The sequence below is a fragment of the Desulfolutivibrio sulfodismutans DSM 3696 genome, assembly GCF_013376455.1.
Taxonomy (GTDB): Bacteria; Desulfobacterota; Desulfovibrionia; order Desulfovibrionales; family Desulfovibrionaceae; genus Desulfolutivibrio; species Desulfolutivibrio sulfodismutans.
The window spans coordinates 2,766,817-2,790,560 of record NZ_CP045504.1; the positions used below are offsets into that span (position 1 = coordinate 2,766,817).

The following is a 23,744-nucleotide window of genomic DNA, read 5'->3' on the forward strand; positions in this document are numbered from 1 at the left end:
CGGGGCTATCCGTTGGGCGGAGGGGGCGTGGCCCGCTCCGGGCTCAGAGGGGGGTCGGGCAGGGGATGGGCGTCCGCGTCCGGCGGGGGAGGGATGCGCTGGGCGTGCAGGGGAAGCTTCTTGCCGCCGACGGTGGTCAATACGCCGCTGATCTCCCGGCCGCCTGCGATCTCGCCCTCAAAGACGTGGCCCGCGCCGTGCAGCACGTACATCTTGTCCCCGAAAACCGCCCCGGCCACATGGTAGATATCCTTCTGGCCGCCGAGCCCGGTGACCGTGACCAGCCCGGTGAGCATCTGGCCGTCCTGCTCCATGCGGGCCACGATGCTCGAACCGTACAGGCTGCCCGACCACCATCCGGCCACCCCGGATTCCTGGGCCGGGGCCGATACGGCCGAGGCCGAGACCGCCAAAAGAAGGCACAGCAACAGGGGGATTTTCACTTCGAACCTCGCTCGCCCGCCCGGGCCGGGCAGGCAGCCAGAAGCCTTTCGAACAGGAGATGATGAGCCCGGACCATGGCCCCCAGAGAATAGTCCGCCACGGCGCGGGCCCGGCCCGTGCGGCCCAGGCGGTCCCGCTGGGCGTCGTCCTGCAAAAGGGTGAGCATGGCCTGGGCCAGGGCCGCCGGATCGCCGGGGGGGCCAGGAGGCCGCACCACCCGTCATTCGCGTCAGGCGCGTCAGGCGCGTCAGGCGCGTCAGGCGCACCGGGCGCACCGGGCGCGTCGGGAACCGGCCCGGAGACGGGTCCGGCCCGGCCCGAAAGCATCTCGCCCGAAAGCACCTCGGGGATGGCACCCACGGCCGTGGCCGCCACGGCCACGCCCATGGACATAGCCTCCAGGATCACGTTGGGCAAGCCCTCGCGCCGGGAGCTTAAAACCACGACCCTGGCCTGTTGGTAAAAGGGCCTCGGGTCGGCCCCGCCGGGATAGGAACGGATGCGGCCCTTGAAGGGATGGCGGGCGATGAGCCGGGCCACCCCGGCCGCAAGAGGGCCGTCTCCAACCAGCCACAGCTCGGCCCGATCATGCTCCCGGGCCACGATCTCGAAGGCCTGAAGCAGCGTCTCGTGGTCCTTGTCTTCCGACAGCCGGGCCACGCACAGGATCACGTCGCGCACCGGGCGCATATCCTCCGGGGGCGGGACGAAATGGTCCGTGTCCACGCCGTTGGGAATGACCGTGACCCGATCGGACGCCTGCCCCAGGCCGTCGACCAGGATGTCGCGCAGGGGGCGGGAGTTGCAGATGTGGTGGTGGGCCAGGCGGCGCAGGAACCGTTCGTGCTGCCGGGCGATGGCCCCGCCGCCCCGGCAGGTGCCGACGACCACCGGAAGGCCCTTGAGCCTTCCAAATATCCGGCCCCAGATGTTGGGCACGGCGGTCAGGGGCACGAGGATGTCCGGGGGCGTTTGGCCAAGCCGCCGCCACAGGCCGCGCAGGGCGTCCGGGCCCACCGTGGGGCGTTGCGACAGCCAGACCAACGGGATGCCGCTGGCCTCGGCCTTCGCAGCGAAATCGCGCCCCGGGGCCAACATCCACATCTCCACCGCAAACCGGGCCGGATCAAGCCCCCGGGCCAGTTCCAGGGCCTGGCGCTGGGTGCCGCCGAAAAGCAGATCCTGGAGCAAGAAAACCACCCGGGCCGGACCATGTACGGCGGCCGCCCCGGGCGTGATCGTCGTGGCGGGGTGGGCCATCAATATCCCATGAGCCCGCAGCAGCGGGTGCAGGCGGGCATGAGTCCCTCGGAAAAAAGGCTGCCCCGGAAGCGGCGGTAGGGCTCGCTATTCCACAGCTCGGTGATGGTGTGTTCCTTGACGTTGCCCACAATGTAGTCGTGGTAGTCCCGGCAGGGGGACATGTCGCCATTGGAGTCCAGCTCCACGGCCTGGAAGATGGAGATGCACTTGTCGTAGCCGAAGGTGGAGCTGTGGTCGCCGTAATACTCTTTGAGATTGGCCAGGCCGGTGATCTTGGGGATGATGTTCACCGGGGGCATGTTCAGGGGCCTGGAGCGGCGCTGCACCTCGGCGAGCTGCCTGTCCAGGGTCTCGTGGTCCTTGATGGTCCAGTCGCCCACCCAGCCCCAATGCAGCTTGGGGGTGAACCCGAAACGCCGGGCGAAGTCCGCGTCGTGGGCCTGGGCGCTTTTTTCGTCGATCCACCAGGACAGGTAATAGACGAACAGATCCACGCGGTCCTTGTAGGCCTCGTAGATGTCCACCAGATGGTGGACGTTGGCGCTGGAGATGGTGGTCAGGGCGGCCACCAGGGGCAGCTTGGCCCCCCGGGATTTCTTGGCCTCGTTCACGGCGGCCAGGGCGTCCTGGATGACCTGGTAGTTGTCGCGGCCGCTGGCCGAGGGCCGGGCCGCGTTATGGGTCTCGGCGCAGTGGCCGTCGATGGACACCTGCAGAAGGAACATGGGCGCGGCCACCAGCCTGTCCGCCGCCTTCTCGATGCCTGTGGAGTTGGTGGCGATGGAGGTGGGCATCTTGAGCTCCGTGGCCCGGTCGATGATGTCCAGCCAGCCGTTGTACATGGTGGGCTCGCCGCCCCACAGGTAGACCGACGGACGGTGTCCGTGGGCCGCCAGATCGTCCAGGAGCGCCAGGTAGCGTTCCTTGGAGACCTCGGATTTTTTGAGATCCTTGAGGTTCTGGCCGTGCAGAAAGCCCTGGTCGCCCCACTGGCCGCAGGTGTGGCAGCGCAGGTTGCAGACATCGGTGATGCGGATGGAGAGTTGGCGGATGCTCCGGGCCACGCCGGTCTCGGCCTGGGGGTTTAGGGGGCCGAACAGGAATTTTTCCTTCTCAAGGGCCGCCAGCCGCCCGGCGATCCAGGGATGGCGGGCGATCTTGACGGAATGCTTGAGGATGGTGCCCAGGGAAACGCTGCTTTTTTTGGACATAAGGGGCCTCCGCGCTCCGCGCCCGGGTGGAGATTTTCTGGCGATCCGCCGGAAGGGCGCGGTGGGGGTGTTGTATGGGATGCGCGGCGTTTCGCGCCGCACAGGGAATGCTGCCGCGCGGCCTGCATACCCCCCCCACGGTGCAGGCGTCAACTCGCTTTGGCCAATCGCATTCCAACATTATACATGTTCGTTTTCGTACAATATTTCACAAACGAAAAAAAACATGGAAAACCCCCTTCTGCTTATTTTCTACTTCAAACCGAGGATATTTTTTGATAAAGCCCACAGGGCCTATGGCCGGGAAGCCTTTCCCCTGCCCCCGTCCAAGTCTGCGGGGCGTCGCCGGGGATTCCCGAGTCCGTGCCACCCAACGAGCCAACCGTGAGGAGGAAGCGTTTATGAGGAAGTGGATCGCCCTTGCCGCCGCATGTTGCATGACCGTCATGTCCATGACGGCCTTCGCCCAAGACAAGATCGAGCTCACCGTACCCCTGCCGCTTACCGGAGGCCAGGCCAAGTTCGGGGAAATCATCAAAAAATCCTATGACATCGCCCTGGAAGAGATCAACGCCAAGGGTGGCGTGAACGGTAAGCTGTTGGTCCTGAACTACGAAGACTCCCAGGGCAAACCCGAAATCGCCCGGTCCATCGCCGAAAAAATCATCGACGTGCAGAAGCAGCCGGTGCTTTTCGCCGAATACACCTCGGCCTGCGCCAAGGCCGTGGCCGCCGTGGCCGAAGAACGCAAGACCCCGTATCTGGTCATCGCCTCGGCCGCCGACGAAATCACCCAGCAGAACTACAAGTACGTCTTTCGCTTAAACCCCACCAACGCCTATTATTCCGAGGGCCTGCTGGGATTTATGTCCGACGTGGTCAAGCCCCAGTCCGTGGCCATCCTGTACGAATCCTCCGACTTCGGAACCTCCGGGGCCGATGAAATGGCCAAGGCCTGCGAGGCCAAGGGCATGAAAGTGCTCATGAAGGAAAAGTACGAGAAGGGCGCGGTGGACTTCAAGCCCATCTTGTCCCAGGTCAAGGCCGCCAACCCCGATGTCATCTTCATGGTGTCCTACGTCATGGACGCGGCGCTGCTCATGCGCCAGATCAAGGAACTGCGCATCGACGCCAAGCTGTTCGCGGGCGGCGCGGCCGGGTTCGCCATTCCGGAATTCATCGACAACGCCAAGGACGCCTCCGAATATGTGGTCACGGCCACCCTGTGGTCGCCCCAGGTACCCTTCAAGGGCGCCAAGGAGTTCGCCGAGAAATACAAGGCCGCCCATGGCAACTATCCGTCCTACCACGGCGCCCTGGCCTATTCGTCGCTGTTCGTCATCGCCGACGCCCTGTCCCGCACCAAGGCCATGACCGCCGACGACATCCGCGACGCCCTGCTGGCCACCAACATGCAGACCGCCTTCGGCGACGTGAAGTTCGAGAGCAAAAACGGCTACCAGAACCAGAACTTCGCCGAGACCCTGGCCCTGCAGGTGATTGGCGGCAAGCATGAGACCATCTGGCCCGAAAAGTACGCCAGCGCCAAGTACGTGTTCCCCATCCCCAAGTGGCGGGAACGCAAATAGCCGGCGCCTCATTCCATAGAATGTCTTGAAAAGGGGACGGGTCGATGTGGGTTCAAGTTGAAGTCTTCATGCAAACGCTGGTCGCCGGGATACTTCTCGGCGGTCTGTACGCGCTCATAGGAATCGGCATGACGCTCATTTTAGGCGTCATGAAGATCATCAACCTCACGCATGGCCAGCTCATGATGGTGGCCATGTATATTGCGTTCTGGATGTTCGAGTTGTTTCACATCGACCCGTACCTCTCGCTTTTCATAGCCCCGCCCCTGTTGTTCGCCCTCGGGGTGGGTTTGCAAAAGTATTTGATCAATCCCGTGCTCAAGGTGGAGTCCATCCTGCCCCACAACCAGGTCATCCTGACCGTGGGCATCGGCCTTGTGCTGCAAAACCTGGCCACCATCTTCTTCACCTCGGACTACCGGTCCACGCCGGTGGATTACGCCTCCAGCGCCTGGTATTTGAGCGACCTGTGGGCCGGGACGCCGGTTGAAATCTCCCTGTCCCTGCCCTGGACGGTGTCCTTTTGCCTCTCGGTCGCGATCACCCTGCTTCTGTGGTTCTTCCTGGCCAAGACGGACACGGGCAAGTCCATCCGGGCCACGGCCCAGGACAAGGACGCGGCCATGCTCATGGGCGTCAACGTGAGCCGGATGCAGGTCATCACCTTCGGCCTGGGCGCGGCCCTGGTGGCCTGCGCCGGGTGTCTGTTCCTGCCCATCTACTACCTGTTCCCGGCGCTTGGATCCCAGTTCACGCTCATCGCCTTCGTCATCACCATCCTGGGAGGCCTGGGGTCCACCATCGGCGCCATCCTGGGCGGTCTCATCCTCGGCGTCTTCGAGTCCATGACCGCCACCTACGTGGGCATGGGCTGGGCGCCGGTGGGGCGCTTCGCCATTTTCGTCGCGGCCCTGGTCTTTCTCCCCGGCGGCGTGGCGTCACTCCTAAAAAGCAAGAAGTTGACGAAATGAAGAAGCTCCTCCCCCTCATCATCCTGGGAGCGCTCGCCGTGCTCCCCTTGGTCGGGCTGAACACCTATCTCATGCACGTCATCATCCTGGCCGTCATGTGGACCATGGCCGGGATCGCCTGGAATCTCTTGGGCGGCTACTGCGGCCAGGTCTCTTTCGGCCACGCGGCCTTTTTCGGCATGGGGGCCTACACCGCTGGCCTTTTGATGCACCATTTCGGCATCTCCCCCTGGTGGGGGCTTTTGGTCAGCGTCCCCATCGTGGCCCTGGTGGCCCTGCTCATGGGGCTTGTCGTGCTGCGGCTGCGCGGCCCCTATTTCGTCCTGGCCACCCTGGCCATCGGCGAGGTGCTGCGCATCACCTGCGAGAACCTGACGCCCCTGACCAACGGCACCCTGGGCATCATGATCACCCGCACCTGGGTGGAAAAAACCCCCTATTATTACATCATCCTGGCCCTGGCGGCCCTGGCCTTCGTGGCCATCCGGGTGATCATCGCCTCGCGCTGGGGCTACTACTTCGTAGCCGTGCGCGAGGATCAGGATGCGGCCGAGTCCCTCGGGATCAACACCACGCTCTACAAGACCATCGCGCTCACCGTCAGCGCCGTCATCACCGGTCTGGCCGGGGCGTTCTACACCACCTACATGGGGTACATCGATCCCCAGGTGGTGTTCAGCCTGGGTGAAATCTCCATCCTGATCATCATGGTGGTCATGGTCGGCGGGGTGGCCACCCAGTGGGGTCCGGCCGTGGGCGCGGTGATCATGGTCCTTCTGGCCGAACTGATCCGCTCCATCCCCAGGCTCGGCACCGCCTATCAGACCCTGTTCGGCATTCTCCTGATCGTCATCATCATCTACCTGCCAAACGGCCTGGTGGGCGATTTCCATAAGATCCGGCGCATCTTCAGGAAAGGAGCGGCATAGCAAATGGCCATGCTTGAAGTAAAAAAAGTGTCCATGTTTTTCGGTGGCCTGGCCGCGCTGTCGAACGTGAGCTTCGAGGTCCAAAAGGGCGACATCCTGGCCCTCATCGGACCCAACGGCGCCGGGAAAACCACCCTTTTCAACTGCGTCAACGGCTTCTACAAACCCTCGCTCGGCGAGGTGCTCTTCAAAGGAGAGCGCATCTCGGGCTTAAAACCCCACCAGATCTGCCGCCAGGGCGTGGCCCGGACCTTCCAGGTGGTCAAACCCCTGTCGCGCATGGACGTGTTCGACAACGTCCTGGCCTCGGCCTTCCTTCGCAATCCCACCCGGGGCGCCGCCGAAAAGGTGGTGGACGAGGTGCTGGAGTTCACGGGGCTGGCCGAGGATCGCCATGTGATCTCCAAGGGCCTGCCGCTGGGCAAGCGCAAGCGCCTGGAGATCGCCCGGGCCCTGGCCACCCAGCCGGAGATGATCCTTTTGGACGAGTCCTTTGCGGGCCTAAACCCCACGGAACTCGACGTGTCCATCGAGATCATCAAAGGCATCAAGAAAAAGGGCATCACCATCATGATCATCGAACACCACATGAAGGTCATCATGTCCATTTCCGACCATATCGTGGTGCTCAACTACGGCCAGCAGATCGCCGAGGGCGCGCCCCAGGAGATCGGACAGAACCCGCTGGTCGTCGAAGCCTATCTCGGGGAGGCCGCCGGTGCTTGAGATCAAAGGAATCGACGTGTTTTACGGCGACGTCCAGGTCATCTGGGACGTGTCCTTCCGGGTGGGCGAGGGCGAGATCGTGGCCATGATCGGGGCCAACGGCGCGGGCAAGTCCACCACCATGCGCACCATCTCCGGCATCCTGTCCCCCCGCAAGGGCGAGATCATCTTTGACGGGGTGGCCATCCACAAGGTGGAGCCCTACCGGCTCATCGAGATGGGGCTGGCCCATGTGCCCGAGGCCAGACGCCTGTTCGTGGAGATGACCGTGGAGGAAAACCTGGAGATGGGGTCGCTTCGCGGCGAGGCCAAGAAAAAGCGCGAAGACAACAAGGAATTCGTCTTTTCCCTGTTTCCGCGCTTAAAGGAACGCCGCCGCCAGCAGTCCGGCACCCTCTCCGGCGGCGAGCAGCAGATGTTGGCCATTGGCCGGGGACTCATGTCCATGCCCAAGCTCATCATGTTCGATGAGCCGTCCTTGGGACTGGCCCCCATCCTGGTGCGCGACATCTTCAACATCATCAAATCCATCCGCGAACGAGGCAAGACCGTGCTCATCGTGGAGCAGAACGTGCGCCAGACCCTGGCCGTGGCCGACCGGGCCTATGTCCTGGAGAACGGCAAGATCACCATGGAAGGCACGGGACAGGGACTCTTGCACGACGAGCACGTCAGGCACGCCTACCTCGGGGTGTAAACGGGCTCCATTGTTTTTGGCGTCAAGACAGGATAGCGTTTTTCCAACCCGGCCGCGCCCGGCGTGGCGGGAACGCACCACTGGAGGATACCCATGCTGGTTCGCGACTTTATGACCATTCATGTCCATACCGTGATGCCCGATGACTCCATCTCCGACGCCCTGTGCCTTATGCGTCAGAAAAAGGTCAAGCATCTGCCGGTGGTCACCCCCGACCGTCAGGTGGCAGGCATGCTTTCAGACCGCGACATCAAGGAGTACATCCCCTCCAAGGGCACCTCGCTCGACATCTACGAACTCAATTACATCCTTGCCCGGACCAACGTGGACGGCATCATGAAGTCCCCGGTGCTCACCGCCGCCCCGGACATGACTGTTGAAGAAGCAGCCATGATCATGCACGACAAGGACATCGGCTGCCTGCCCGTGGTGGAAGACAAAAAGCTTGTGGGCATCATCTCGGACACGGACATCTTCCGGGTGCTCATCGAGATCACCGGGGTACGCAGCGGCGGCCACCGCATTGCGGCGGTCATCGACGACTCTTCGGGCTCCATCAAAATTCTGGCCGACGAGATCCGGGACCATGGCTTCCGGCTCCAGTCCATCATGTCCTCCAGCGAAAAGGCCCCTCCAGGAAAGCGCTATGTGGTCATCCGCACCCGGGGCGAGGGCGATTTCGCGGCCCTGGCCGCCGCCATTGAGGCCAAACCCGGCATGGGCGTGGTGCATATGATCTAGCCCCGGCAGGGGCGGCATCTTCCGGACGCCCGCGTTTGCGCGGGCGTCCTTTTTTTTCGCCCGGACCCGAACCGCCTCCCCTGCCCGCCGCGCCTGACGCTTCGTCCGGGCCTTGCCCCAAAGCCGCTTTTGGGCAAGACTGGCCACCCACATGGAAACGCGCGACATCGCCGAATACATCCGGGCCCTCCTGGCCTCCGAATCCCTGGGCGGCTTCGTGGCCCACCACCGGCTCATCCCCGGCCGGGACGCCCGGACCGCCGCCACCCTGCGCCCCTGGCCCGCGATCCTGACCGAGCTTCTGGCCGCCAAGGGCATCGACTCCCTGTATTCCCACCAGGCCACGGCATGCGACCTCATCCGGGCCGGGCGGCATGTGGCCGTGGCCACACCCACGGCCAGCGGCAAGTCGCTGATCTACCTGTTGCCCGTTTTGGAGCAGTTTTTACGCGACCCCGAATCCCGGGCCGTGTTTCTTTTTCCCCTAAAGGCCCTGGCCCAGGACCAGTTGCGGGTCATCGAGGAGCTGCTCGCCCCCCTGCCGCCCTCGGCCAGGCCCCGGGCGGCCATCTTCGACGGCGACACCTCGTCCCATTTCCGGCGCAAGCTGCGCGACAACCCGCCCAACATCCTGCTCACCAACCCGGAGATGCTGCATCTGGCGCTTTTACCCCACCACGAGAACTGGTCGGCGTTTTTCGCGGGCCTGACCCATGTGGTGGTGGACGAGATGCACACCTACCGGGGGGTCATGGGCTCGCACATGGCCCACGTGTTCCGGCGGCTGACCCGGATCTGCGGCCGCTACGGGGCGCACCCGGCCTTCGTCTTCTGCTCGGCCACCATCGGCAACCCCGGAGAGCTGGCCCGCGACCTGACCGACCTGGACGTCACGGCCATCACCGACAGCGGCGCGCCCACCGGCCCCCGGCACTTCGTCTTCGTAAATCCCCCGGGCAGCCCGGCCACCGCCGCCGTGAACCTCCTGCGCGCGGCGCTTCACCGGGAGTTGCGGACCATCGTCTACACCCAGTCGCGCAAGATGACCGAGCTGATCGCCATGTGGCTCTCCGAGAAGGCCGACAAGGACGGGGTGAACGCCTCCCGGGTCAGCGCCTACCGGTCGGGGTTTCTGCCCGAGGAGCGCCGGGAGATCGAGGCCCGCATGACCTCGGGGGAGCTTTTGGCCGTGGTCTCCACCAGCGCCCTGGAACTGGGCATCGACATCGGCGGGCTGGACCTGTGCGTGCTGGCCGGATACCCGGGTTCGGTCATGTCCACCTGGCAGCGCGGCGGCCGGGTGGGCCGCTCCCGGCGCGAATCCGCCGTGGCGCTCATTGCCGGGGAGGACGCGCTGGATCAGTATTTCATGCGCAATCCGGCGGACTTTTTCGACCGCCCCCCGGAGTCGGCGGTCATAAACCCCGCCAACCCGGCCATCGCCGCCCGGCACCTGGAATGCGCCGCCTCCGAGATGCCGCTTCGGGCCGGGGAGCCCTATCTGGCCGATCCGGAGTTTCGGGCCGAACGCGACCGGCTGGCGGACGCGGGCCTGCTTCTGGCCGACGAAGACGGGTCGCGCTGGTACGCGGCCCGCAAAAGGCCCCACCGCGACGTGAACCTGCGCGGCACGGGCGGCCGTTTCCGCATCGAGGCCGAGGGCCAGACCCTGGGGGAGATCGACGAGCACCGGGCCTTCCGCGAGACCCATCAGGGCGCCATCTACCTGCACCGAGGACGCACCTTCGAGATCGCGGACATGGATCTGGCCACGCGCAAGGTCACGGCCGTGGCCTGCCGGGCCGACTATTACACCAAGGCCCGGGGGCACAAATCCACGGAGATTTTGGCGGTCAGCGGCCAGGCTGCGGCCTACGGGGCCAGAGTGTATTGCGGGCGGCTCAAGGTCACGGAGTGGATCACGGGCTATGAGCGCCGCCGAGTGCGCGGCGGGACGCTGCTGGGCATCGTGCCCCTTGACCTGCCGCCCCTGACGTTTGAGACCGACGGCTTCTGGTACGCCATCCCCCGGGAGGTGCAGGAGGAGATGGACGCCCGGCTTTTCCATTTCATGGGCGGCATCCACGCCATGGAGCATGCCCTGATCGGTATTCTGCCCCTGCTTGTACTCACGGACAGAAATGACTTAGGCGGCATCTCCACCCCCCTGCACGAGCAGGTGGGCCGGGCGGCGGTCTTCGTCTACGACGGCATCCCCGGCGGCATGGGCCTGACCAAGATGGCCTTCGCCCGGGCCGCGGAGGCCCTGTCGCGCACCCTGGCGGTCATCGCCTCCTGCGAGTGCGAGACGGGCTGCCCGTCCTGCGTGCACTCCCCCAAGTGCGGCTCGGGCAACCGGCCCATCGACAAAGCCGCCGCGCAATTTCTCCTGGAACGTCTGACCTCCCGCGCCCCCGAACCCGCCCCGCCCCCCGTGGCCGTCCCCCAGCCGGGAGAGACAAACCCGGCCACCGGCCTGCACAAGGAGTCCGACATGGCACGCGACACCCCCAAATCGCCCCCGACACCCCGGATTCAGGTGGATGCCCCGTACGCCCCGCCCCCCGCCGCCCCTGTGGCGGCATCCCGCCCGGAACCCGACCCGGCGACAGCCCCTTCAGGCCACGCCGCCGCCCCCGCCGCCCCCCGGCGCTACGGGGTGCTGGACGTGGAGACCCGGCGTTCGGCCGAGGAGGTGGGCGGCTGGGGCAACGCCAAACGCATGGGGGTCAGCGTGGCCGTGCTCTATGATTCGGCCCTGGACGACTTCATCAGCTACCGCCAGGAGGAACTGCCGGAGATGGCCAAGGCCCTGGCGGTCCTGGATCTGGTGGTGGGGTTCAACATCAAGCGGTTCGACTATCAGGTGCTTGGCGGGGTGTGCGACTTCAACTTCCGAGGCCTGCCCACCCTGGACCTGCTCGAAAAGGTGCATGAGCGGCTGGGCTACCGCCTGTCCCTGGACGGGCTGGCGTCGGCCACGCTTTCGGCCAAGAAATCCGCCTCGGGCCTTGCGGCGCTGGCCTGGTGGAAGGAAGGCCGACTGGATCTCATCGAGGAATACTGCCGCAAGGACGTGGCGCTCACCCGCGACCTGTACCTCTTCGGCCGGGAGCAGGGCTATCTGCTGTTCACCAACAAGGCGGCGCGCACCGTGCGGCTGCCCGTGGCGTGGTGACGGCGGGTCGAAGGGAACGCCCAGGTAAAACCATAGCGGGGCATACGCGGCGAAGAACTCCGGAAAGCCCGGTTACCGGCGCGCTATCTGGTTCTCCTGAATCTCGACATACCGCTCCAGCACGGCATTGATGCGCGTCTGATATCCAGGCCCCTGGCGCTTGAAAAATTCGAGAACCCCCGGACTCAGACGAATCGTGACGTTCTGCTTTTTCGCGGGGTGTTCCGCCCGTACCGCCCGCATCCAAAAGGCCTCGTCCGTAGGCAGGGCGTCGGGATCGGACGCGGCCCGCCGCGCGATCTCCTCTTCCGAAAACCGGGACACCTGTTCCATGTCAGACTTGAGCTTCCGCTTCATATATCTTTCTCTCCGCCTTGTTCGCCCGTCGCATGGAGATCACGCGCACCGCCCCGTCGCGAAGGGCATATGCCAAAAACACGATGGTGTTCTCCAGGCATCCCAAAGCGACATACCGCGTTTCGCCATAGTCCCTGCGGTCGTCCACACGGATGGTCATCGGCCCCTGAAATACGGCCCAGGCATCCTCCAACCACAGACCATGCTTGTAAAAATTGGATGTGTTTTTGTCTTCGTCCCAGGCAAACCGCATACGAACCAATACGTACATTTGTACATACAGTCAATGTCTGCCGGGAAAAACACAGCCTCGCGCCAGCACCTCCATGGACGCAAAAAAGCGGCGAACCCCGTGTGCCAGGGCCGCCGCCATCAGGGGACAGACCGGTTCGCGCTATTGCTCTTCGGTCTCCCCGCCGTCCAGGGACCGCACGTAGCGGCAGGATTTTTCAGGGCAGGCCAGGTGTTCGCCCCGGGCCTGGGTGCGCTTTTTGACCAGGATGCCCGAGCCGCACTTGGGGCAGGGCTCGGCCACGGGCCAGTCCCACACGGCGTAGTCGCACTGGGGGTAGCGGTCGCAGGAATAAAACACCTTGCCCCGCTTGGAGCTTTTTTCCACCAGCTCCCCGCCGCAGCCCTCGCGCGGGCATTTGACCCCGGTCTTGAACGGCTCGGCGTGCTTGCAGGCCGGATATCCCGAACAGGCCACGAACCGGCTGCCGGTGCGCGATTTTTTCAGCACCAGATCCTTGCCGCAATCCGGGCACTTGCCCATCACCACGGGCTCGTCGGCCTGTCTGGCCACCAGCTCGATGCCGCCGTCCGGGGTGCGGGTGAAATTCGAGGTGTTCTTGCAGTCGGGATAGCCCGAGCAGGCCAGGAACTCCCCCATGCGGCCGAACTTGATGACCATGGGCTGGCCGCACTTGTCGCAGACAAGCCCCGTCTCCTTGCCCGCCTTGACCGCGGCCATGTCCTCGGAGGCCTTGTCCAGGGCGGGATAAAATCCGTCCGTGAAATCCTTGAGAAGCGCCACCCAGTCCCGCTGGCCCTCGGCCACCTCGTCCAGGGCGGCCTCCATCCCGGCCGTGAACCCCACATCCATGATGGTCGCGAAATGGTCGATGAGCAGGTCGGCCACGGTGGTTCCCAGCTCCGACGGCACGAAGTGCTTCTCTTCCAGCTTGGCGTATTCGCGGTCGATAAGCGTGGAGATGATGGCCGCATAGGTGGACGGACGGCCGATGCCCTTCTCCTCCAGCTCGCGCACCAGGGAGGCCTCTGTATAGCGCGGGGGCGGCTGGGTGAACTTCTGGTCGGTCTTGAGCTCCGCGAGCGTCAGGGGCTGTCCCTGGGCCAAAGGCGGCAGGGTTTTGGCCTCGTCCCCGGCCTCCATGCCGTAGACCTTGAGATAGCCCGGAAAGATCAGCCGCTGGCCCTTGGCCCGGAACAGGGCCGTGCCCGCCGAGATCTCCGCCGTGGTGTCCCAGAACCGGGCCTCGGCCATCTGGGAGGCCAGGAAACGCTCCCAGATGAGCTTGTACAGGGCATACTGCTCCCGGGGCAGAAAGGATCGCACGTCGTCCGGGGTGACGGCCGGGTCAACGGGCCGGATGGCCTCGTGGGCGTCCTGGGCCGAGGCCTTGGTCTTGAAATAGCGGGCCTTGGCCGGATAGAACTCCGGCCCAAGCGTGTCCACGATGAAATCTTTGGCGGCCTGGCGCGCCTCGTCGGCGATGCGCACGGAGTCGGTACGCATGTAGGTGATCAGCGCCACCGTGCCGCGTTCGCCCAGCTCCACGCCCTCGTACAGCCGCTGGGCCGCGCCCATGGTCCGCTTGGCCGTAAACCCCAGGCGCTGGTTGGCGGCCTGCTGCAGGGTGGAGGTGATGTAGGGCGGCGGCGGGGACTTGGCGCGTTCCTTCTCGGCCACGGCGGTGACCGCGAAGGGGCTTTTCAAAATGGCGTCGCGAAGCGTGGCGGCCGTCTCGCCGTCGCCGATGACCGGCTTTTTGCCAGCCACCTTCCACAGCTCGGCCTCGAAGACCGGGGGTTCGGCGGCCGCCAAAAGGGCCTTGAACACCCAGTATTCCTCGGGCACGAAGGCCTGGCGCTCTTTTTCCCGCTCAACCACCAGCCGAAGCGCCACGGACTGCACCCGGCCGGCGGAGATGCCCCGTTTGACCTTTTTCCACAAAAGGGGCGAAACCTTGTAGCCCACCAGCCGGTCCAGGATGCGCCGGGCCTGCTGGGACAAGAACAGCTTTTCGTCGATTTCGCGCGGGTGGGTCAGGGCCTCACGCACGGCCTTGGCCGTGATTTCGTTGAAAAAAATGCGGTGGATGGGCCGGTCTTCCGCTTTGAGCAATTCGGCCACATGCCAGGCAATGGCCTCTCCCTCGCGATCCGGGTCCGGGGCCAGGTAGATGCGGCTGGCCTTGGCCGCGGCCTCACGCAGCTTGGAAACCACCTTCTGCTTGCCCTGGATGATCTGGTACTGCGGCGCGAAATCCTTTTTCTCGTCCACGCCCAGGGTCTTGGTGGGCAGGTCGCGGACGTGGCCGACCGAGGCCTCCACGGCATAAGCGCTGCCGAGGAATTTCTTGATGGTCTTCACTTTGGCCGGGGATTCGACGATGATCAGCTCTTTTGCCATGGCAGGCGTGCTATAGCCATCCCCTTGGCCGCTGGCAAGGCCAAAGCGCCCCCGCCGGACAAATGTCTTATTTCTCCGCCGCCTTTTTTTCCGTCTCTCGGCTCCGGGCCGCCTCCTGATGCCGCACCCGGGCCTCCCAGACCAGATTCCCCACCCGGCGACCCAGATCCGTCCGGCGCGCCTTGACCAGGGCGTCGGCCGCCTCCCGGTTGCCCTGGCTTGAGAGCAGCACGGCCGAATCCAGGTCGCGCAGGTGGCTGGCGCACTCCCGGACCAGGGCGGACAGGTCGAGCTCGGCCAGCTCCAGCGGCACACGCACGGAACGCACTTTCTTGGCCATGATTCCCCTCCGTTTTGCAAACGTATTACGAACAAACGACTTTTCCGTCAACGATTCGGACACGGCCACATGCGGCGATCCTCACAACGCGGGCTCTCCGTCAGGACGGCACAGGCCCCCGGGGATTGGTTTTTTATGGGAATCCGTTTTTTCCTTGAGCGCGGCGGCAAGGTCGGGTACGGTGCGTTCGGCGTCCAAATGCAGTGCGATGGCAGGAGTTTTGCAGAGAAAGCCGGGGAGGAACCATGCCGCTCACGAAAAGTGACAAGCTGATCATTGTCGGCGCGGTGGTCCTGGCCCTGGCGGTGGTGGCGGGGCTCGCCGCGTGGCGCAAACCGCATCTTTTCACGGGCGGCAAACCCGCGCCGGAGATGACCACCCGCGACTTCAGCGCCCCTGCGCCGCCCGTCCCGGCCGCACCCGCAACGCCAACACCGCCCCCGGCCCCGACGTCGGCCGTGACGCCCCCCCCGGCGGCATCGCCGCCAACCGCCCAGGCCCCTCCCGCCGCGACCGGCGTCGCCGCACTGCCCGCCCCGGACACGGCCGTCCCCCTGGCCCCGGCGCCCGCCGCGTCCCCCTCCCCGGCGGCCCAGACGCCCGCAGCGGGCAAGGAACCGGTTTCCCCGGAGATCGTCTCCCAGCATCCCCTCTTCGCCGGGGACCAGACCCTGGACAAAATGTTTTCGGACATGGGCCAGGAGGCGGCCGCCCCCAAGGTCGACACCGGGAAAAGGCCCGCCGCGACCGCCCAGACGCCGCCGCCGGTCCCGGACGCCCCGCCCAAGGCCCCGGCTCCGGAAGCGCTGCCCGCAACAGCCGAATCCCTGGACGCGCCGCCCCAAAAGCCCGGCCTTGCCGCGAAAAAACCCGTCAAGGACAAGCCCGTCGCGGCGGGCAAGCCCGCGCCCGGCCCCTCCAAAGGCGCGGTCGTGGCCGTCTCGGCCGTGGACAAGCCCGGGGAATACGTCCTCACCGTCACCACTACGTCCCCCGTGGGCGAGGTGACCCGGACCTACATGGACGGCCCCCCAGGCTGGTCATCGACCTGGCCGGGCGCTGGACCTATACCGGCCCCCTGTCCCTGTCCGGAAAAAGCCCCTTGATCACGCTGGTGCGCATCGGCAAACACCCGGACATCCTGCGGCTGGTGCTGGATCTGGCCCCCGAGGCCGTCACCCGGCTGCGCGAGGCCCCGGTGGTGGACAGAACCCCAAATGGCGTGGTCATCCGGCTGCCGAAATAGCGCATTGCCCGCAAAACCGGACAACGACACTGCGACACCGCCACATCCCAGGCCTTCCAGCAACGCGTCCCCAAGGGACCAAACCGAGCGGGAGTCATCCTCGCGACAGGGAGAAAACGTGCCGTGAAGCGCGCCGTGCGCCTCATTTTCCGAATGGTCCTGTGGCTTGCGATTGCAGCCGTGTGTGTGGAGGCCGCCTGCTTCGGGGCCATCACCCTGCTCAACGCCATCATCTACGACAACCTGCGGGAAGGCCCCCGGGCGGCCTACGACCCCTACGCCCTGTTTTTGCAGCAGGACGGCATCTGGCCCACCATGGGCATCGCCCAGGCTGAAAAACCCGAGGACAACCGGATCGTCTGGTTTTTTGGCGGCTCCACCATGCGGGCCGGGAACTCGCCCTTTGACACCTCCATCCCCAGCTACGTAGCCACGGCGCTCAATAATGGCCCGGGCCCCGTGCGCTACAACTGCTTCAATTTCGGCGTCAATTCCTTCAATTCCCTGCTTGAAACCAAATATCTCCAAAAACTTCTGATCGAATTCCCCTTCCGGCCGAATCTGGTGGTTTTTTACGACGGGGCCAACGACGCCAACTATTTCACCCTCTACAAGCATCCCTATGGCCACGAGGGCATGGACCGGGTCCAGGGGCTCCTGGAGAGCTATTTCAAGACCCCCATCGGCATCTTAAAACCCCTGTGCGCCGCCTGGTACGCCTCATTTACCCGGGAGATGTATTCCAAGCTGGCCTACGCCATGACCCCGCTTGATCCGGATTCGCCGCTCTTGCAGGAATACGTCGACCTGACCGTCAAACGCTACGACCATGTAGCCAAGGTCACCGCCGCCTACGGATCGCAGTTTCTGCTGTTCCTGCAACCCCTGTACTGGGGGGAAACCTGCCTGGACATGGACCCGGCTGTGCATCAGGAAGAAGAAACCATCATCCTCGGACGCCGGTCCTTTCCCCATGTGCGCCAAAACGTCCTGATCGTCTATGCGGCCCTGGAAAAGGCCCTGGCCGAACGGCCCTATTTTGTGAACCTGCAAAACGCCTTGTGTTCCCGCACGGCTCCGGCGTACACTCCCGATGGCGTGCATCAGACCGAATCCGGCCGGGAAGGCGTGGCCCAGGCCATGCTCCCCATTTTGCGCGACCGCCTCGCCGCCGAGGAACAGACACAAGGGAGGACGCCATGAAACGCGTATGCGTAATGCTCTGTTGCGCCGTGCTCGTGACGGCGACAGCCATGGCTCAGGGACTTCAGGAACGCCCTCTGGGCGATGCCCAACAACCAACAACGACCGTAACGCCCTCTGCCCAGGTCAGCCCGGCCCATCCGGCACCAGGCTCCCCAGCTACGACGCCACCCCAGCAAACCGCGCCATCCACAACTCCGCAACCAGCCGCGCAGCCCGGAGTCCAGCCCGCGCCGTCCGAAGCCGCCGCCCCGCCCCATCCAAAAGAGACCAAGCAGCGCAAGTACTCCAAGGAAGAGGTGCATCGGGAGGTCATGGGCTTTTTCGACGGCGGATCGGCCGGGTTGGCCGAACTGGTGGCCAAGGCCTTCAAGGATATGGGAGAGCCCACCGGCTACATCAAGGGCAGCGAGGCCGGAGGGGCGCTCCTGGTCGGCCTGCGCTACGGCACGGGCTACCTGTACCTGAAAAATCACAAGCCCATCGAGGTCTTCTGGCAGAGCCCCTCCCTGGGCATCGACATCGGCCTCAACGCCGTGCGGGTCTTCACCCTGGTCTACGGCATGGATCGCCCAAGCGATATCTTCCAGCGCTACCCCGGGGTCGACGGCAGCGCCTATTTCATCGGCGGCTTCGGCATGAACTATCAGACCACCAGGGGCATCGTCCTGGCCCCCATCCGCTTCGGCGTGGGCCTTCGCCTGGGCGCCAACGTGGGCTACCAGCACTACACGCGCACCCAGGAGATCAACCCCTTCTAGGGTTTCTCGCCTTTACCGACTTCAAACGGCGACGGGTTTCATCAGGGCCTGTCGCCGTTATCTTTTTCGCGCGCTCTCAGGCAAGCATGCCCAGGCAGGCGGCTACTTCCCCCAGGACGATGCAGGCCCCTAAAAAATCGCCGTTCACCGCCCCCCGGCTCCTGGCCAGCCCGGACAACATGGCCGCAACCGCCGCGCCGCACACCAATGCCAGGACCAGCCCCCGGCCGGGAACCAGAAAAACGCCGACAACCGCAGCCGTTCCAAGCGCCGCCGCCATGACCCCGGGACGCGCCCCGTCCAGAAAAAGTCTGCCCAGGCCCGGCCTGCCCAGATGCCGGGTCATGCCCATAAGCCACACCACGCAGGCCCGGCCCACGACAAACGAAAACACCACCGCCCATCCCCGGCCCGACTCGAATAGCGCGGCAAACAGCACCAGCTTGCCCGCCAGAACCGCAAAAAGCCCCATGGCCCCGAAGGCCCCCACCCGGCTGTCCTTCATGATCTCGAAAAACCGTTCCCCCCGGGCCATGCTGCCCCAGGCGTCGGCCACATCGGCCAGCCCGTCGGCATGTAGCCCCCGGGTGGCCCACAGGTCGAGCACCACCACCAGCCAGGCGCACACCCACGGGCTGCCGCCATACAGCGCCTGCGCCGGGGCGACCGCCACCCCGCCAAGCACCAGCCCCACCGCCGGAAACCAGGCCACCGAGGCCGCAAAATCCGCCTCGCGCGCCCCGGCCGCCGGGCCGAAGCGGGTCAGAAAGCCCAAGGCCGCCAAAAAACCGCGAAACATCCCGACCTCCGGTCTGGTTGCCGGGGAGAGGGCTTCGCCCCCTCCCCGGACCCCTCCCCGACCGGGGGGACCATGTCCCCCCGGTCTCCCCGTCTCCGGCCATGCCCCCGGGGCGTTGCGCCGGGGGCATGGCCGGAAGAACGGGCGGCCGGGAAGACATCCCGTCGACCAGGGAACGGCACGCCGCGAAGCGCGACAAAATTTTTGAAAGGGGGTCCGGGGGGAAACTTTTTATAAAAAGTTTCCCCCTGGAATTCCTGCCTCCCTACCCGCCCCGCTTGGCGGGCGCGGGCAGGGACTTGCCGGTCATGGATTCGATATCGATGCGCACCACGGCCACGGCGGCCACGATCTCGGGAACAAAGCCCTGCTGGGGGCCGTCGTGAGCGCGCATGAGAACCCGCAGGCCGTGCAGCTTGTCCTCGGGATCATCGAGGAACACCGCCCGTCCGAATCCGATCACCGAGCGGTACTGGGTGGTGTACTGGCAGGGTAGTTCCCCGGTGAGGATCGACACATCCGCATCCACCTCGAAGCAGACCTCGGGGTTTTGGGCCAGCGCCTCAATTTTCTTGCCTTTTTTGGAGGAATGGAAATACAGGGCGCCTGCGTCGTACCCGTAGTTGACCGGCACAACGTAGGCCCGGCCCTCGGAGATCATGCCCAGGCGGCAGACGCGCTGGGACCGCAAAACGGCCTCGATGTCCGTAACGTCCGTGATTTCCCTGTCGGCCTTGCGCATGCATCCGCCTTACGGTGAAAGGGTGAAGGGGGCGTCTATTTTCCGATGGCGGCAGCCAGGGAATCCAGAAACCGGTGGAGATGATCCTTGAGCGGGGCGAACTGGGCCCGGCCGTTGTGCATCTCTTTGGGAAGCTGCACGTACGGCCCGGGTACGATCTCCGTGCCGCAGTGCTTGATGAGCCTGACCAGGTTGGCCGGGACCGACTCCAGGTGGAATTGCAGGCCGACCACCCGGTCGCCCAGCACAAAGGCCTGATTGGCGCAGCCCTGGCTTGTGGCGGCATGGATCGCGCCCTCGGGGATGGAGAAGGTGTCGCCGTGCCAATGAAAGGCTGCGAACGTCTCGGGAAATCCGGCAAACAGCGGATGCGCCGCACCCTCGGGGGTCAGGGTCACCGGATGCCAGCCGATCTCCGTATGCTCGCCCCGGGTCACGCTGCCGCCCAGGATATGGCTCAGCAGCTGCGCCCCCAGACAGATGCCCAGGACGCCCTTTCCGGCGTCCACGGCGGCCCGGATGGCTGCCTTCTCAGCCGCAAGCCAGGGGTAGGCCTCGTCTTCGTGGATGTTCATGGGACCGCCCATGACCACCAGGAGGTCGAAGGCCTCCGGCGCGGGCGGCGTTTCGTCCGCGTCCAGGCGGGTTGTGGCCAGTGCATGGCCCTGGGCCTCGGCCCATAGCCGGATGCCGCCGCAATCCTCGAACTCGACATGCTGCAACACATGAATACGCATGGGGATCATCCTTCTTTTTGCGGACGGGGCCGAGGGGGCCTCCCCAGTGCGGAGACGCGGCCGACGACCGTTTTTCGACCGTCTGCTTTTCGGTCCCGGGACGGGGGCTTGTCAAGCCCGACGGCCCCGCAGTCCGCCCTCTCAGACCGTCGGTGACAGAACCGGCCATTGCGGCTATCATGAGCGCAGGATCGATCCTCTCCGAGCAAAAGAACAACTCCCTCCCGGGACCGCCCGACCACCATGGAGCGCGCCATGCACACGCCGTCGCAGCACCCTGAAACCCTGGCCCTGCACGCCGGTCACACCCCGGACACGGACACCCTGTCCCGGGCCGTGCCCATATACCAGACCACCAGCTATCTTTTCCGGGACACGGCCCACGCCGCCGACCTGTTCGCCTTGAAAACCCCGGGCTACATCTACACCCGGATCATGAACCCCACCACGGACGTGCTGGAAAAACGGCTGGCGGCGCTGCACGGCGGCTCGGCGGCGCTATGCACGGCCTCGGGCATGTCGGCCATCTTCTACGTGGCCGCCGGGCTGGCCAAGGCCGGGCAGAACTTCGTTTCCGGTTCGAACCTTTACGGCGGCACACATACCCTGTTCGCCCACACCCTGGCCCGCTTCGGCATCGAGGTCCGGCTGGTGGACTCCTCGGACCCGGTCAATTTCGAGCGGGCCGCCGACGAAAACACCCGATTCCTCTATTCCGAATCCATCGGCAACCCCCGCTGCAACGTGGACGATCTGGAGGGCATCGCGGCCGTGGCCAAAAGGCTCAAGGTGCCGTTTGTCCTGGACAACACCGTGGCCCCGCCGCCGGTGTTCAACCCCTTCGACGTGGGCTGCGACATCGCGGTCTATTCCCTGACGAAAATGATCGGCGGCCACGGCGTCTGCATCGGCGGGGCCGTGGTGGAGGCGGGCGGTTTCGACTGGAAGGCGGCCGGGAAATACCCGGAGATCACCAAGCCCGACCCCACCTACCACGGGGCCAACTTCTGGGACGCCCTGTGCGCCCTGGAAGGCACGCCCTGCACGGCCTTTTGCACCAAGCTGCGCACGGGGCTCCTTCGCGACATCGGGGCCGCACCCGCCCCCATCAACAGCTTCCTCATCCTGCAAGGCCTGGAGACCCTGCCGCTCCGCGCCCGGGCCCACTGCACGAACGCCGCCGCCGTGGCCGATTTCCTCTCCGGGCATCCGGCCGTGTCCTGGGTCAACTACGCCGGGCTTCCCGGCCACATGGACCATGCCCGGGCCAAAAAGTACTTCCCCCTGGGACCGGGGGCGGTGTTCGGATTTGGGATCAAGGGCGGGCTGGCGGCCGGACAGAAGTTCATTGAGGCCGTGAAACTGTGCTCACACCTGGCCAATATCCTGGACGCCAAGACCCTGGTCATCCACCCGGCCAGCACCACCCACTCCCAGCTCACCCCGGCCGAGCAGCTCGAAGCTGGCGTGCCGCCGGACCTGGTGCGCATCTCCGTAGGCATCGAACACCCGGACGACATCATCGCCGACCTGGACCAGGCCCTGGCCACGTCGCAACGCTAGGGGAGGGAGAGGCCTCCGGCGGCCAGGGGGGAAACCTTTTAAAAAAGGTTTCCCCCCTGGACCCCCCTTCGAAAATTTAGTCGCGCTTCGCGTCCGCGCTCGGGAGAACGCATGTTCTCCGAACCACCATGACTTGCGTTGGCGTTTCCGGCACAGCCTTGCTGTGCCGGAAACGCCAACGATATCAGGGGGTCCGGGGGAAATGATTTCCCCCGGGCGGGGTTCGGGGCGGCAGCCCCGACGGCTTGGCGGGGCGGAAGCCCCGACGCCGTTTAGGAGGCGAAGGTAGCGTCGTAGCCGGAGATGAGTTCGGCCATGAGTTCGGCGACGGAGGTCAGGCCGGTGACGCGCCAGGCGTTTTCGCCGGCAAAGATCAGGCCGTTTTCCAGGTTGCCGCGCTTGGCGTTTAAAAGCGCCATGGTGATGCAGAAAGGGCTGGTGGTGTAGTTACAGCCGGAGAGGCAATGGAAGGGGCAGGAATAGGGGCTGCGCCTGCCGGCCTCCACCTTTTCGATGAACTGGTTGCGGATGGCCCGCCCGGGCATTCCCACCGGGCTTTTGATGATGTGCATGTCCTCTTTTTTGGCGTCCAGGTAGGCCTGTTTGAAGGCCGGGGACACATCGCACTCGTGGGTGGCCACGAAACGGGTGCCCAGTTGCACGCCCCGGGCCCCCAGATCGAAATATTTCCGGATATCCGCACCGGTATAGACCCCTCCGGCGGCGATGACCGGGATGTCGCCGAAGGCGGCCACGGCCTCCACGACATCGGGCACGAGTTTTTCCAGACGATATTCCGGGTCGGCGATCTGATCGGGCTTGAATCCCAGGTGCCCGCCAGCCATGGGCCCCTCCACCACGAAGGCGTCGGGCGTGCGGCCGAAGCGGGATTTCCATTTGCGGCAGATGATGGAGGCGGCGCGGCCCGACGAGACGATGGGCACGAGCTTGGGCGAGGTCTTGCCGTCAAGGTGGCGGGGGAGGTCCAGTGGCAGGCCTGCCCCGGAAAAAATGATGTCGATGCCTTCTTCCACCGAGGCCCGCACCAGCTCAGCGTAGTTGGTGAGGGCGACCATGATGTTGACCCCGAGCACCCCGGAGGTCCGGCTCTTGGCCTCGCGAATCTCCCGGCGCAGGGCCCGGGAGTTGGCCGAAACGTAGTTCGTCTTGAAGTCCGCCTCTTCGCCCCCGATGCCTGCGGCGGAGATCACGCCCACGCCGCCAGCCGTGGCCACGGCAGAGGACAGCCCGGCCAAAGACACGCCGATGCCCATACCGCCCTGGATGATGGGTGTAGGGATGATCAAATCCCCGATGACAAGCCGAGGCAACGCCATGGTCTTTCCTGAAAGCTTCTTTGGGTCAAAAGGGAAAAACAGTCCCCGGGCACGCCGAGGCCTGTCCAAGACTGACCCGCGAAGCGATGGTGTTGGTGGGAAAACGCCACGCTGTCAAGAGGGAAATGGCGGTCAGACAAAAAATCAATTGCCTGCCTGCTTTCTCGCCTCCCTTCCAATCCGCCGCACATCCCGTCTGTCTGGACAAAGATGTTTTTTGACAGTCTGTTACGCCCGGCGTATGAGCAGGCAAA

Annotated in this window: 23 protein-coding genes; 12 read left to right on the forward strand and 11 right to left on the reverse strand. The window is 65.0% G+C overall.

Features of this window, described 5'->3' with window-relative positions; translation table 11 throughout:
• Positions 1-5: 5 nt before the first annotated feature.
• The 3 genes from GD606_RS20565 to GD606_RS12605 are packed head-to-tail and all read right to left on the reverse strand — an operon-like array spanning position 6 to position 2,918.
• Positions 6-239, reverse strand: coding sequence for a hypothetical protein (locus GD606_RS20565; RefSeq protein WP_246298780.1), 234 nt, complete (start codon positions 237-239; stop codon positions 6-8).
• Positions 178-1,704 (reverse strand): glycosyltransferase, encoded by a 1,527-nt coding sequence (locus GD606_RS20570; RefSeq protein ID WP_246298781.1) that lies wholly within the window; start codon positions 1,702-1,704, stop codon positions 178-180. The genes GD606_RS20565 and GD606_RS20570 overlap by 62 nt, the downstream gene beginning before the upstream one ends.
• Positions 1,704-2,918: a radical SAM protein gene (locus tag GD606_RS12605; RefSeq protein WP_163303629.1), complete on the reverse strand. Its 1,215-nt coding sequence runs from the start codon at positions 2,916-2,918 to the stop codon at positions 1,704-1,706. The genes GD606_RS20570 and GD606_RS12605 overlap by 1 nt, the downstream gene beginning before the upstream one ends.
• A 401-nt stretch (positions 2,919-3,319) precedes the next feature.
• Here GD606_RS12605 and GD606_RS12610 point away from each other — a divergent pair, with 401 nt between their 5' ends.
• The 7 genes from GD606_RS12610 (at position 3,320) to GD606_RS12640 (ending at position 11,749) form a co-directional block, all read left to right on the forward strand.
• The gene (locus tag GD606_RS12610; protein WP_163303628.1) at positions 3,320-4,507 is read left to right on the forward strand and encodes an ABC transporter substrate-binding protein; all 1,188 of its coding nucleotides are present in this window, start codon (positions 3,320-3,322) and stop codon (positions 4,505-4,507) included.
• Between the two features lie 68 nt (positions 4,508-4,575).
• Positions 4,576-5,478: a branched-chain amino acid ABC transporter permease gene (locus tag GD606_RS12615; RefSeq protein WP_246298783.1), complete on the forward strand. Its 903-nt coding sequence runs from the start codon at positions 4,576-4,578 to the stop codon at positions 5,476-5,478.
• Entirely contained in the window at positions 5,475-6,407 is a 933-nt protein-coding gene (locus tag GD606_RS12620) for a branched-chain amino acid ABC transporter permease (RefSeq protein WP_163303626.1), read from the forward strand. The genes GD606_RS12615 and GD606_RS12620 overlap by 4 nt, the downstream gene beginning before the upstream one ends.
• 3 nt (positions 6,408-6,410) lie before the next feature.
• On the forward strand, positions 6,411-7,133 hold the full coding sequence (locus tag GD606_RS12625; RefSeq protein ID WP_163303625.1) for an ABC transporter ATP-binding protein: 723 nt from the start codon (positions 6,411-6,413) through the stop codon (positions 7,131-7,133).
• Positions 7,126-7,830, forward strand: coding sequence for an ABC transporter ATP-binding protein (locus tag GD606_RS12630; RefSeq protein WP_163303624.1), 705 nt, complete (start codon positions 7,126-7,128; stop codon positions 7,828-7,830). The genes GD606_RS12625 and GD606_RS12630 overlap by 8 nt, the downstream gene beginning before the upstream one ends.
• Before the next feature lie 93 nt (positions 7,831-7,923).
• Positions 7,924-8,571, forward strand: coding sequence for a CBS and ACT domain-containing protein (locus GD606_RS12635; protein ID WP_163303623.1), 648 nt, complete (start codon positions 7,924-7,926; stop codon positions 8,569-8,571).
• A gap of 151 nt (positions 8,572-8,722) precedes the next feature.
• Positions 8,723-11,749 (forward strand): DEAD/DEAH box helicase, encoded by a 3,027-nt coding sequence (locus GD606_RS12640; RefSeq protein ID WP_176629297.1) that lies wholly within the window; start codon positions 8,723-8,725, stop codon positions 11,747-11,749.
• Between the two features lie 72 nt (positions 11,750-11,821).
• On the opposite strand, the gene GD606_RS12645 is transcribed toward GD606_RS12640, so the two are convergent.
• The 4 genes from GD606_RS12645 to GD606_RS12660 all read right to left on the reverse strand — a co-directional run bounded on the left by GD606_RS12645 (position 11,822) and on the right by GD606_RS12660 (position 15,102).
• Positions 11,822-12,106: a BrnA antitoxin family protein gene (locus GD606_RS12645; RefSeq protein ID WP_163303976.1), complete on the reverse strand. Its 285-nt coding sequence runs from the start codon at positions 12,104-12,106 to the stop codon at positions 11,822-11,824.
• Positions 12,084-12,359, reverse strand: a complete 276-nt coding sequence (locus GD606_RS12650; RefSeq protein ID WP_163303977.1) for a BrnT family toxin — start codon at positions 12,357-12,359, stop codon at positions 12,084-12,086. Before GD606_RS12650 ends, GD606_RS12645 begins: the two co-directional genes overlap by 23 nt.
• A 141-nt stretch (positions 12,360-12,500) precedes the next feature.
• Complete coding sequence (gene topA / locus GD606_RS12655; protein WP_163303978.1) at positions 12,501-14,762, reverse strand: type I DNA topoisomerase; 2,262 nt, start codon at positions 14,760-14,762, stop codon at positions 12,501-12,503.
• A gap of 67 nt (positions 14,763-14,829) precedes the next feature.
• On the reverse strand, positions 14,830-15,102 hold the full coding sequence (locus tag GD606_RS12660) for a hypothetical protein (protein WP_163303979.1): 273 nt from the start codon (positions 15,100-15,102) through the stop codon (positions 14,830-14,832).
• Positions 15,103-15,347: 245 nt separating this feature from the next.
• Between GD606_RS12660 and GD606_RS12665 the strand changes: the two genes are divergently transcribed.
• The 4 genes from GD606_RS12665 to GD606_RS12675 all read left to right on the forward strand — a co-directional run bounded on the left by GD606_RS12665 (position 15,348) and on the right by GD606_RS12675 (position 18,312).
• On the forward strand, positions 15,348-16,208 hold the full coding sequence (locus tag GD606_RS12665) for a hypothetical protein (protein ID WP_246299122.1): 861 nt from the start codon (positions 15,348-15,350) through the stop codon (positions 16,206-16,208).
• The gene (locus GD606_RS20575; RefSeq protein ID WP_508613449.1) at positions 16,205-16,348 is read left to right on the forward strand and encodes a hypothetical protein; all 144 of its coding nucleotides are present in this window, start codon (positions 16,205-16,207) and stop codon (positions 16,346-16,348) included. Before GD606_RS12665 ends, GD606_RS20575 begins: the two co-directional genes overlap by 4 nt.
• Before the next feature lie 123 nt (positions 16,349-16,471).
• Positions 16,472-17,551, forward strand: coding sequence for an SGNH/GDSL hydrolase family protein (locus GD606_RS12670; RefSeq protein WP_246298784.1), 1,080 nt, complete (start codon positions 16,472-16,474; stop codon positions 17,549-17,551).
• Positions 17,548-18,312: a DUF1134 domain-containing protein gene (locus GD606_RS12675; RefSeq protein ID WP_163304004.1), complete on the forward strand. Its 765-nt coding sequence runs from the start codon at positions 17,548-17,550 to the stop codon at positions 18,310-18,312. Before GD606_RS12670 ends, GD606_RS12675 begins: the two co-directional genes overlap by 4 nt.
• A 76-nt stretch (positions 18,313-18,388) precedes the next feature.
• On the opposite strand, the gene GD606_RS12680 is transcribed toward GD606_RS12675, so the two are convergent.
• From GD606_RS12680 to GD606_RS12690, 3 genes are all read right to left on the reverse strand, one after another.
• Positions 18,389-19,111: an adenosylcobinamide-GDP ribazoletransferase gene (locus GD606_RS12680; RefSeq protein ID WP_163304005.1), complete on the reverse strand. Its 723-nt coding sequence runs from the start codon at positions 19,109-19,111 to the stop codon at positions 18,389-18,391.
• A 265-nt stretch (positions 19,112-19,376) separates the two neighbouring features.
• On the reverse strand, positions 19,377-19,853 hold the full coding sequence (locus tag GD606_RS12685; protein WP_163303967.1) for a pyridoxamine 5'-phosphate oxidase family protein: 477 nt from the start codon (positions 19,851-19,853) through the stop codon (positions 19,377-19,379).
• Between the two features lie 35 nt (positions 19,854-19,888).
• Positions 19,889-20,590: a type 1 glutamine amidotransferase gene (locus GD606_RS12690; protein WP_163303968.1), complete on the reverse strand. Its 702-nt coding sequence runs from the start codon at positions 20,588-20,590 to the stop codon at positions 19,889-19,891.
• A 255-nt stretch (positions 20,591-20,845) separates the two neighbouring features.
• On the opposite strand from GD606_RS12690, the gene GD606_RS12695 reads away from it, so the two are divergent.
• Positions 20,846-22,153 (forward strand): O-acetylhomoserine aminocarboxypropyltransferase/cysteine synthase family protein, encoded by a 1,308-nt coding sequence (locus GD606_RS12695; RefSeq protein WP_163303969.1) that lies wholly within the window; start codon positions 20,846-20,848, stop codon positions 22,151-22,153.
• 272 nt (positions 22,154-22,425) lie between these two features.
• On the opposite strand, the gene GD606_RS12700 is transcribed toward GD606_RS12695, so the two are convergent.
• A complete protein-coding gene (locus GD606_RS12700; RefSeq protein WP_163303931.1) occupies positions 22,426-23,490 on the reverse strand; it encodes an NAD(P)H-dependent flavin oxidoreductase in 1,065 nt (354 codons plus the stop codon).
• Positions 23,491-23,744 lie beyond the last annotated feature (254 nt).